Below are 10,810 nucleotides of genomic sequence, written 5' to 3'. Positions count from 1 at the left end.
GCGAGCCGACTAATATAATTAAAAAAGCCACTATCGTGTTTTTTTAATTCCTCGTCCACTTCGCCGACAATGGATCAATCGGCCTTGACTCGCCCCTAAAGGAGCGAGAATGCGGCCTTGCTCTGTTAAATATTCTTCAATGTGCAAGTCATTCTCTTTTGCAGTTGCAATGAGAGAATAAAGAGTTGCACTAGCTTGAGCACCATGAATGGACTGGGAAAAGAACCAGTTTTTTCTACCAATGGCAAATGGTCTGATGCAATTTTCGACCCTGTTATTTTACAAAGAAATAAGTCCATAATTCATAAAATGAAGTAAATGAGGCCATTCGTGAGAAATGTAACCTAAGGTCTTACCAAGTTTTGAACAAGGCAATACTTTATAGACATTATCATCAATAAGTTTTCTAATATTATGTATGATAATAGGCGATTTATTTTTTCGAATTTCCATTTTTTCTTCTGGCGATAAAGATTCAATTTCTTTTTCAATGAGAAACAGGTTTTGAATTTCAGAGAGGAAAGTGGCAGCTAAAGTTTTCCCAACTGGATCACCATATTTTAGAGCAGAATCAAACTTCCTTCGCACATGCGCCCAGCATCCAACTCGAGTGACATTGAATTGCTCGCAGACTTTATTATATCCATCGTAACCATCGACCTGTAAAAATCCGTTATAATTTTTTAATAAATCATTGGCAGAAGAGATCGAGCGATTAGGATAAAACTGAAAATAAGAGGCAAGATAAGCATTTTTATGTGCGGCAAGAACCCACATGTAACTTTTTGCGGTTGGCTTTTTATCTGTTCCTTTAAGAACTTGTATAAAAGTTTCATCGCAATGAATCACGGGTTGAAATAAAATATACTTTTTAATTTCATAAACTAATGGAGTTAAGATATTTGCGCAGGCAATCATCCAACGAGCTAAAGTAATTCTAGGGATATTAATATTTTTTTGCTTAAAAAATACTTCTTGTCTGTATAAAGGTAAAGCAAATAAATATTTATTTACATCGACACGTGCAAGCAATCCAGATTCAGCAAAAGAGCCAAGAATAACAAAAGGAATTGCTTTAGGCTGCTGCAAAGTCTGTTGGCAGCATTTACAAGCATATTTTAAATAACGGTATTGAATAACTTTCAAACTTTAAGGGACAACATTAAGTTTTTCAACAATTTCTTCGCCGATTTTAAGCATAGGAGAGTGATCAATCTTGCATACTTTTTCTTCTTCACTAAAATCATGAGTGATACCTTCTCTTGAAATATGATTCGGAAAAGATTTTTGCGAAGATTGATCATCGAAAAGCAAGGAGTCATTCTTTTGCTTCTTTTTGTGAGTAGACTTGGTTTTATTCTGTGCATTATTCGCTTCAGAAGGAACTGGAATATCCTCAATTACATCAATGTGTTTTTCATTTTGTAAAATATCTTCTGCTTCATTAAATAAAGTACCTTCAGGAGAAATAAAATCATATTTTACAAATTTCTCTGAACGTTGAGAAAATGCAATTCGTTTCAAGAAACTGTTTTCTTCTTTCAGACGATTAATTTCATTAAAAGCAGAAATAAAATAGGTTTTAAATTCATCCGGTAAATTTTTTGGAAAACCAATTTCGTTCATAAGTATGCTAATAGCAGCAACAAGAACTTTTATCATTTAATTAATAATGAGTCAAATTTATATTGCCTTTTTCGAAGCATGTATTGGTACTCTATTCTAGCTTTAATTAGTTCACTCAGATTTGGAGCTTCGCTTGATAATTAGTACTTATTTTATTTAATATTCTTGGATTGTTCGAGAATTTTTTTCTTATTAAAGAGAAATTTTTAAAAAGAGATCTTCTTTGGGGTTGGCCCAATAAACTCCTATTTATTCCCATTATTAAAGTATTGAATCAAATTTTTAAAAATAAAGCAAATAATGTATATAAAATATAAAAAATAATATATTAAATTTTCTAATAATTCAAGCTATTGACAAATCCATAAAATTACAATATGAACTTAATTAAAGCAAAATTTGAAATCTAACTTTAACATGAGCAGTAAGTGGGATATCTGTTTTTATTTTAGACCATCGAGTCTTTAATTAAAAATAAATATGGAGGTTCTTTTAAATGAGTAAAAAATATCTTTTACTGTTAGGCGCAGATCAATTTTTAAGAGAACGAGCGGTTGTTGCTGCATTGCAAAACTTTTCGGGAGAAATAATTTCTATAGTAAAAGATCCACGCAACAATAGAAATCGCTATTTCCACCATTGCTTGCAGGGAGATCCTATGGATCCTCTTTCAAGTTTAACTGCAATTCATTCTTTTCTAGAGGCGAATCCAGGATATTTATTAGGGGTGGTTCCATGCAATGACTGGACTCTCATGTCAGCTGCACGAATTGCTCATAAGTATGATTTACCCTCACTTAGTTTTGAAACAATTAAGCTTTGCCGCAATAAGTTTGCTATGAAAGAAAAATTTTTACAAAATGATCTTCCTATTCCGCGCTTTGCCTTATTTTGTTCTTTTGAAGAGCTCATAGAAAAAGTCAAAGAGATTGGTTATCCATTGGTCATAAAACCAAAAGATTTTGGTGGGAGTGGTGGAGTGGTAAAAGTTGAAAATGCGGCTCAACTGCGATCAGCATTTGAGCACTGTGAAAAAATATTAAATCAATATGCAAATGTTTTTCATGTTTCTTTAGGGGAATATGTTGTGGAAGAGTATATTCAAGCTCGCGATGAAATTTCAGTCGAAGTTTTTGCACAAAGAAATAAGCAAACGGTTTTAGCCGTGACTGATAAATACTTAAGCGCAGAACCTTGGTTTTCAGAAATTGGGCATGTTGTTCCTTCCATATATTCCGCTTCAAAAAAAATTCATGAAATATCTTGCTTAGCGGTTCAAGCTTTGGGAATTGATAAAGGTGTTTGTCATGTGGAAATGAGAATTACAGATTCTGGTGATATTAGATTAATGGAAGTAGGCGCACGCCCAGGGGGAGATGCCATTCTTGACTTAGTAGAGCGCACATATGGATTTAATCCATATGAATTTCATATTGCTGCATGGCAAGGTATTTCAATTGATGAGTGTAAAATTTCAAATAAGGAAAAAGGAACTTCTGCAATTGCATTTTTAAAGGCTCCTATTGGGAAAATTAAAAATATCAATTTACCTTCTTATTTACCAAACTATATTACAGCATTAAATATAACTGCAAAGGTAGGAGATATTTCTGAAGACTCTATTTGTTGGAGAGCTCGTGAAGGTATTGTTGAGTTTTTTTGGAAAGACTCTGTTGATAAAGGTGAAAAATTAAAAAAGCATATTGAGATTGCTGAGGCACTGTCTCAAGAAATCTTTCAAGTAGAATAATAAAAAGAACTTGGTATTTAAATAAAAGACCAAGTTCTATTAATGAGAGAGGGGTAACTTTTAACGTATTTCTATTTTACGAACTTCTTTTTGAGCATCTGGCAGTTTTGTCAATGTAACTGTGAGCTCTCCATTTTTCATTTCTGCAGAAACTTTTTCTTTATCGATATGTCTTTGCGGGAGTGAGAAAGAACGTTCAAATTGTCCATAATAACGTTCTTTTACATGATGCTTATCATTTTCATTATGGGTTTCAGATCTTCTTTCACCTTTGATTGTTAAAATGTTATCATGGATATTAATATTAATATCTTCTTTTCTTATTCCAGGCAAATCAGCAGAAATAATATAAGAATTTGCATTTTCTTTCATATCTATACGAGGAGCCCAAATTCCTTTTGATTGTTGTTGAGTAGAATCAATGCCAAAATCATTAAAGAAACTATTAAACAGTCTATTAACATCGGTTTGTAGAGAATAAAATAAATCATTCTCAGGTCGATTTGTTATTTGATTTTGCTTTTTAAATGGCTGAAGAATTGACATAAAAAAGACTCCTTTTAATTAAAAATAATAAAAGATAACCCCTTCTCATCAAGTTCAATGTATTCCTTCTTTTTGAATTGTAAAGAGGAAATTTAAAATATTTTTTTTATCTTTTGCCAAATAATTTTCTCGTTTTATTTAAAAAAATTAAATTTTTGTTCTTTTAAAATGATAGATTCTTAAATCTTCTTGTTCGCCAATTTCAATACATATTTCAATAATTCTTTTGGGCTTAGAGCATTTGGTAATTTGAAAAAATGATCGATAATCGTCATTATCAATATTATATGGCCACTCAAATACACATAATGTATTTTTTGAATTAAATTCTTCTTCTAGTCCTAAATAAAGTAACTCTCTCCCACTTTTTAAGCGGTATAAGTCAAGATGTACAAGTTTTTTAAGGTCAGAATATGAATTTTGTGATATATTATTATCAATTAAATTTTCTGTGTTTAATATAGAAAAAGTAGGACTTGTTGAGTGCTGTTTTGCACCAAGAGACAATGATATTTCCTTTGTGAGAGATGTTTTACCCGCACCTAAATCCCCATCGAGAAAGAGCCAATCCCCTGCTTTCAAGAACGAAACAAGGAACTGTGAAAAAGAATTTAAGTCAGCAAAAGAAATTTGAATGGATATTTCTTTGCTCATGGATTCATCTTCAAAAAGTTCTTGAAATGAATTTTTAAGGGTTAAAAAATCATCCATTATTTATTTGCCTCATACCTTAAAATAATATCCCATATAAGTTCACTCACTTTAGATGCAGTTTGAGCTGATGGTGAGGAATCTAATGCTTTTTTACGCTCATCTAGCGAATTCATGGTTGACTCAATCAGCTGAATTGCAGATTCATTCTGAAATGTATTTTCATCAATTATCTGTGCCCAGCCTTGGTTTGTGAATATACGTGCATTGACAATTTGATCTCCTCGACTGGCATGCAACCCTAAGGGAACAAGGATCATGGGAACTCTTGCAGCAGCGAGCTCAAAGATACTGCTTGCACCTGCTCGACAAATAGCTAAATCAGCAGCTGCATATGCATATTTCATTTCTTGATTTAAAAATTCATATTGTCGATAGTGATTCACATTCATTATTTCAGATTTGTTACCTTTTCCAACGATATGAATAATATTAAATTGTTTATTTAATTCGGGAATAATATTAAACATTTTATTGTTTAAACTTTGTGCGCCTAAACTTCCACCAAAAATGAGAATTGTTTTTTTATTTGATTCCAAATTAAAGAATTTTAATGAATCATTTTTTGATGCGCTAAATAGAGATTCGCGAATTGGAAGTCCAACGTGCTTAACTCTCTTTTGAAAAAGTGGGGGCATTTTTGGAATTGTTTCTGCAAAAGCGACAAGAGCTAAAAAAGAGAAGGGTAGGGTTAATTTAGTTGCTAAAGCAGGCGTTGCATCACTTTCATGAATGACTATAGGAACTCCTCGAAGCCATGCAGCCCAAACAACAGGTGCGGAAACAAATCCACCTTTAGAAAAAACGACAGAAGCTTTAATCTTACCTAACAAAAAAAATGCTTGAAGAAATCCAAAAATAATTTTAAAAATGTCTGAGAAGTTTTTTAAACTAAAGTAACGACGAAGTTTTCCTGTTGCAACAGAGTGATAAGTCCAATTTGGTTGATTTATTAAAACAAGATCTTTTTCCATGCCTGATTGTGAACCAATATAATGAACACTTAATTTGTTTTCCCGAAATGCATTTGCTAAAGGTGATTTTTCTCCTTCAAATAACGCAAAATGGGGCCAGACATGTCCCGCTGTTCCACCACCTGTCAGTACAATTACGTATCTTTTATTATTATCTTTCATCGTTATTGCTACTTCTCATTAGAAAATTTATTTGTAAGATTTTTATTTAAAGATGCTCATGTGAGTCCCAAGTATAGTGATACTTTTTGTCTTCAAGCATCGCTGCAGCTTCAGTTACAAACAATGGTTCAAATGTGTCAACCATAATTGCTAATTCTTCTGTTCTTTTCGCGCCAATACTTTGTTCATAACGCTCAGGGTGTGGTCCATGAGGAATTCCTGATGGATGAAAGCTTATAGAATAATTTGAAATTCCTTTACGACTTGTAAAATCTCCACTCACATAGAAAATGGCCTCATCACAGTCGATATTTGAATGGGGCCATGGGCATGGAATGGCTTTAGGGTGATAATCTAAAACACGTGGTACAAAGTTCATAATATAAAATTTATCACCACTAAAGGCAGTGTGAACAGTTGGAGGAAGGTGAATAGAACTTGTTTTGGGTTGATAGTTATGAACGGAAAAAGAAAAGGGCCAATACCATCCATCCCATCCAACAACTTTATATGGAAAGTCTGTGTATTCATGTTTTGTTAAAACATTATTTCTTTTAATAATAATTGGGAAATTATCATTTTTATTTAATTCCATAAGTCTATTAGGAGAATGGAAATCACGATGATTATACGGGGCATCAAGTTTAAACTGGCCTTGCGGTAGACGAAATTCACTTGGAATACCAAAATTATTCTTTCCTTCGATAACAAGCATGTTACCTTTTTCAGTGGGAAGGAAGCGATATGGAATTGCTTTGGGAATAAATAAATAATCACCAGGGATATAATCTATTTCACCCATGACTGTTTGTAATATTCCTTTACCTTCAGCCACAAAATATAACTCATCAGCATCGGCATTTGCGAAAAAGAAATGGTCTTTTTTAGATTGTTTTAATATACCAACTGTACAGGTGTTATTTACAAGAAGTGTTGCACGTGCCTCTAATAAGTTTCCTTCTTTTTGAATATTTGGTGTTTGAAAATGGCGCCTTTTTAATTCATTATTATTTATTTTATTATAACTCGGAAAAAAAGAGTTTTCGGTTTTATACGTTTCAGTATTAACTTCATGAGTAGGAGCCCTTTTTTGGTAGAGAATGGAGTAATTATCGTTAAATCCATTGCGAGTGATCACATGTTCAACAATCATTTTTCCTTCATATTCACAAAAAGTATGCTGTTTCTCAGAAATATAACCAAGTTTACGATAATCAATCATAAAAGAGACTCCTTTTAAATATCTGTTAATATGAATTATATTTATAACACTTAATTTGCTTCATCAGCAAGTGCTTCATTGCTTTTCGCGCAGGAGTGTAATAATCTTTTTTTGCATAAGTATTATATTGTTTGAGGAGTAAAATGGCAATTCAAAAAAAAGTACTCATAGTTGCTGATAGCATAAAAAAAGTGAAAGTATTATCTGATTCTAGCCTGGCATTAGCACAAATTGCCCTTGAAAACGAGTTTGCAGTGCATTGGTGTGAAAGTCATCACGTAAATTTTTATAGTAATAGTATTATTTTAAATAAACTTATTGCTATTCAATCTATTTCTAAAAATGAAATTAAATATGAAGAAGTTTTGGGTAGAAATTTTCAATTTTCTGAATATCAATATTGTTTTATAAGAAAAGATCCGCCATTTGATGAAGAATATAAAGATCTTTGTTGGATATTAGCTTCACAAAGTAAAGTTAAAGTACTAAATCCACCAGAAGCTTTACTCTCTTATCATGAAAAAGCATTGCAGTGGCGTGCTTTTTCTGAAGGAATTTTAACTGAAAATAATCTTATTCCTACTTGTGTAACAATGGATTTAAATGTTATAGAAAATTTTTGCTCTCAATATTTTGAATTATTTGAAAATGGCTTTATTTGTAAACCTTGGCTTGGCCACGGAGGAGAAAGTGTTGAATTTTTCAAAGATAAATCTTCGTTATTTGATTTTGTAAATAAAAAATATAGTGGAGAAAAAGAAAAATTAATGATACAGCCTTTTTTAAAAGAAATTTATACAGAAGGTGATAGGCGTGTTATTGTTGCAGGAGGGGAAATTATTTGTGACTTTATTCGTCTTCCTCCACAAGGAAAAGTAGCATCTAATTTGGCACAAGGTGGTAGCGCAGTTTTAAGAGAAATGACATCGGAGCAAAAGGCTTTATGCCAGAAAATAGCTCTCTTTTTAAAAGAAAAGAATATTTATTTGGCTGGACTTGATGTGATTGGCAATAGAATTGGTGAAATTAATATTACTTCACCCACTGGACTTCGAACTTATGAAATGCTCACAGGCCAGAACACTGCTAGAAAAGCATTTCAACTTATGACGATGAATTGAGTTTTTATGTGTTTTAATTATTTTCATGCAATTATTATTCTTTTTTTATTTTCTTCTTGTACGACTATGCGCTCTCGGCAATTGGAGAGAGTTCAAGAAGACAATGCTGTTACAAGAGTCTCGGCAACAATAAATTCACTTTGTTTTCAAGATAAAAATCCCCAGTTTTTAGCAGATATTAACTCATCAAACTTTAGAGTTCCATCCTTTCAACTCGAAGCTATTTGGGAGAATAGTTTTGCGCAATTAAAAGGAAGTGTGGTTGGACCTCTCGGAGAAGAATATTCTTCATTTGAGGTAAAAGGCAATAAAATTGATTATACATTTCATTCTGAATCTGTTTCTGATAACGACGCTCTCAACCAAATGACTTCTGTTTTTGCAAAAATTGGATCTAAAAATTTACGTAAGTTTTTATGTGGCAGTTATGCATTTGAAAAGTTAAATGAGGTTGATGGTATTTTTACTGAAGTTAAAACTGTTGATGGAAATAGTTTTAACTCAGAAATAAATTTAGCACCTATTTCAAATAAAAGGCAATTTATTACGATTTCAACCTTAGTTATTGATAACAATGAAGTTGAAGTTCAAAGTAATTTAAGTTTAGAAAGAAAGGGATTAGGTTATTCTTTAGTCATGAATAGCCAATTTTATTATGGACCTTTTTCTAAGGAGTCTGATGTGCGCGTTCGTTGGGCTGGTTATGCTCTAGCTGATAATGTTTACCCTACTGAGTTAACATTTAAAATTGGAACAGATATTTACACAATTAATGTAACAGAGTATCAGTAAATAGTTATTGTTTATTTGTAATTATATTTATTGCGTTTTCTTTGTTTTTATTTGAGATTTTGTCATCTTCCTTTTTGGTTTTTTTTGTATTAAAATTTTCAAGCATAGATTCTAAAGTTGAAAATGCAATATCAAACTCCTTATCAGAGAGTGCGGAAATTTTACTCATTAAACGTTGTAGATGTGAGTATTTTTTTTGCGCAAGACTGTTTGATTCTGCTCTACAAGCTTGATCACCCATGTGTCTTGCTAGATCTTTTTCATCGATTTGATTTTTTTTAATCGACATATTTACACCTAATTTACTCCAAAATAACTGTTAAATAAGATTCGGCATTTATTTATAAAGTTTAATTAATGAGTCATTTCTTTGGCTAAGATAGAAATATTTTCAAAGTATTTTTTTGATATTTCATAGAAAATCTTGGCAGGACAATGCTAATCAAATTATATTAAGGTAAATATATGCCTATTGGTGTAAATCTCACAGTGCATTATATGCCAGAAATTGAAATCTTACTTTTTTTATTACCAAAAGTTGGAGTTGCATTATTAGTTGGAACCCTTGTAGGGATAGAAAGAGAGTATAGGGGGAAACTTGCCGGAATTAAAACCAATGCACTTATTTGTGCTGCATCCGCACTTTTTACTGCTGTATCACTATTAATGAGTGATTATGGATCTTCAACCCCCGTCCATTCGGCGGACGTCACTCGTATTGTAGCACAAATTGTTTCAGGAATTGGTTTTATAGGAGCTGGGGCCATTTTTAAGTCAAGTAGTAAAGTGCAGGGTTTGACTACAGCGGCCGTTATATGGACGGTATCAGCACTTGGAATTTTAGTTGGTTTTGGTATATTTCTTTCAACAATTATAATAACAATCGGTTTAATTACCTTTCTTTCACTGATAGCCTTTTTAGAAAAAAAGTTTTTTAAGAGTCGTTCAAGCAGATCGGGGGATTCATCTCATTCGGGGCCTGGTACTTTAGATTAATATTAAAAATTTATTTTTTTAGCTTTGAATAATTGATTAGGATTTATCAGAGAATCTTGGGCTTGAACAAGTAATAACTCTTTTGATGAGGCTTGATATGTCTCTTGAATAATTGCATACACTCGAGAGATTGTAGCTTCTAATGCTTGAGCAATATTTTTATCAAATTTTAAATAAAAATGAGTAAATAAAGCTGAAGTTATATCACCTGTGCCATTTAAAGTTGTAGATATATATGGTGTAGTAGCTATATAAACTGAATTTTCGCTTATGACAAGCATATTGATATTTGTTTCTTTCGTCTCTTTAAGTAACAGACTTGTTATAACAACAACTTTAGGTCCTTTTTGCATTACTTTTTGAGCAGCCTCGATTGCTCCTTCGATAGAATCGAATTTTTGATCACTTAAATATTCTAATTCAAAATGATTTGGTGTAATTATATCTGCATATTGTATCATTTCTTCTTTAAAAAACTCAGGGATTCCTTCTTTGACAAAGAATCCTCTACCTATGTCTCCCATTACGGGATCGCAACAATATAAGGTTTCGGGTCTTACTTTTCTGAGTTCATTTATTGCTTCTATCATGACATTTCCAAGTTCTTTTGAACCCATATATCCACTTAAAAGTGCATCACAATTTTTTAGCACGCCACGATCTTTTATTCCTAAAAAAACTTCTCTTACTCCTTCTACGTCAATTACTTTACCACGCCATTGTCCATATCCGGTATGATTAGAGAAAAGTACAGTATGGATAGGCCAAACTTGAACTCCAAGTCGTTGTAATGGAAAAGTAACAGCACTATTGCCGACATGGCCATAGCTGACACATGATTGTATAGAAAGAATTATTTGGTTCATTGTGATTTGCTCCTAGATCAAATTTCTTCACAACTTACTCTCGT

General features: G+C 32.3%; 11 protein-coding genes and 1 pseudogene. 4 read left to right on the top strand and 8 right to left on the bottom strand.

Annotated features, from left to right (window positions below; all coding sequences use genetic code 11):
* Window positions 1-30: 30 nt before the first annotated feature.
* Both tnpC and GCL57_RS13945 read right to left on the bottom strand, forming a co-directional pair.
* Window positions 31-1,146: pseudogene (tnpC, locus tag GCL57_RS13950) on the bottom strand (IS66 family transposase).
* 3 nt (window positions 1,147-1,149) lie between these two features.
* Window positions 1,150-1,662 (bottom strand): hypothetical protein, encoded by a 513-nt coding sequence (locus GCL57_RS13945; protein WP_152213767.1) that lies wholly within the window; start codon window positions 1,660-1,662, stop codon window positions 1,150-1,152.
* Window positions 1,663-2,122: 460 nt separating this feature from the next.
* On the opposite strand from GCL57_RS13945, the gene GCL57_RS13940 reads away from it, so the two are divergent.
* The gene (locus GCL57_RS13940; protein ID WP_152213966.1) at window positions 2,123-3,376 is read left to right on the top strand and encodes an ATP-grasp domain-containing protein; all 1,254 of its coding nucleotides are present in this window, start codon (window positions 2,123-2,125) and stop codon (window positions 3,374-3,376) included.
* 60 nt (window positions 3,377-3,436) lie between these two features.
* On the opposite strand, the gene GCL57_RS13935 is transcribed toward GCL57_RS13940, so the two are convergent.
* The 4 genes from GCL57_RS13935 to GCL57_RS13920 all read right to left on the bottom strand — a co-directional run bounded on the left by GCL57_RS13935 (window position 3,437) and on the right by GCL57_RS13920 (window position 6,991).
* Window positions 3,437-3,922 carry an Hsp20/alpha crystallin family protein gene (locus GCL57_RS13935; protein WP_152213965.1) on the bottom strand — a complete coding sequence of 162 codons (486 nt, stop codon included), beginning with the start codon at window positions 3,920-3,922 and terminating at the stop codon, window positions 3,437-3,439.
* A 147-nt stretch (window positions 3,923-4,069) separates the two neighbouring features.
* Window positions 4,070-4,633: a tRNA (adenosine(37)-N6)-threonylcarbamoyltransferase complex ATPase subunit type 1 TsaE gene (gene tsaE, locus GCL57_RS13930; protein WP_152213964.1), complete on the bottom strand. Its 564-nt coding sequence runs from the start codon at window positions 4,631-4,633 to the stop codon at window positions 4,070-4,072.
* On the bottom strand, window positions 4,633-5,769 hold the full coding sequence (locus GCL57_RS13925) for a UDP-N-acetylglucosamine--N-acetylmuramyl-(pentapeptide) pyrophosphoryl-undecaprenol N-acetylglucosamine transferase (RefSeq protein WP_152213963.1): 1,137 nt from the start codon (window positions 5,767-5,769) through the stop codon (window positions 4,633-4,635). Before GCL57_RS13925 ends, tsaE begins: the two co-directional genes overlap by 1 nt.
* Before the next feature lie 46 nt (window positions 5,770-5,815).
* Window positions 5,816-6,991 (bottom strand): homogentisate 1,2-dioxygenase, encoded by a 1,176-nt coding sequence (locus GCL57_RS13920; RefSeq protein WP_152213962.1) that lies wholly within the window; start codon window positions 6,989-6,991, stop codon window positions 5,816-5,818.
* Window positions 6,992-7,134: 143 nt separating this feature from the next.
* On the opposite strand from GCL57_RS13920, the gene GCL57_RS13915 reads away from it, so the two are divergent.
* Together GCL57_RS13915 and GCL57_RS13910 are read left to right on the top strand one after the other, a co-directional pair.
* Window positions 7,135-8,112: an ATP-grasp domain-containing protein gene (locus tag GCL57_RS13915; protein ID WP_152213961.1), complete on the top strand. Its 978-nt coding sequence runs from the start codon at window positions 7,135-7,137 to the stop codon at window positions 8,110-8,112.
* A 6-nt stretch (window positions 8,113-8,118) separates the two neighbouring features.
* Window positions 8,119-8,904, top strand: a complete 786-nt coding sequence (locus GCL57_RS13910; protein WP_152213960.1) for a hypothetical protein — start codon at window positions 8,119-8,121, stop codon at window positions 8,902-8,904.
* Window positions 8,905-8,908: 4 nt separating this feature from the next.
* On the opposite strand, the gene GCL57_RS13905 is transcribed toward GCL57_RS13910, so the two are convergent.
* Window positions 8,909-9,193, bottom strand: a complete 285-nt coding sequence (locus GCL57_RS13905) for a hypothetical protein (RefSeq protein ID WP_152213959.1) — start codon at window positions 9,191-9,193, stop codon at window positions 8,909-8,911.
* A gap of 176 nt (window positions 9,194-9,369) precedes the next feature.
* Between GCL57_RS13905 and GCL57_RS13900 the strand changes: the two genes are divergently transcribed.
* A complete protein-coding gene (locus GCL57_RS13900; protein ID WP_152213958.1) occupies window positions 9,370-9,900 on the top strand; it encodes an MgtC/SapB family protein in 531 nt (176 codons plus the stop codon).
* 2 nt (window positions 9,901-9,902) lie between these two features.
* Here the strand turns inward: GCL57_RS13900 and pdxY are convergent, their stop codons facing one another.
* The gene (gene pdxY / locus GCL57_RS13895) at window positions 9,903-10,766 is read right to left on the bottom strand and encodes a pyridoxal kinase PdxY (RefSeq protein WP_152213957.1); all 864 of its coding nucleotides are present in this window, start codon (window positions 10,764-10,766) and stop codon (window positions 9,903-9,905) included.
* Between the last annotated feature and the right edge of the window lie 44 nt (window positions 10,767-10,810).

The sequence above is a fragment of the Fluviispira multicolorata genome (assembly GCF_009208585.1).
Classification (GTDB): domain Bacteria; phylum Bdellovibrionota_B; class Oligoflexia; order Silvanigrellales; family Silvanigrellaceae; genus Silvanigrella; species Silvanigrella multicolorata.
Note: the sequence above shows the minus strand (reverse complement) of the source record. Positions and strands in the feature narration are given on the sequence as shown.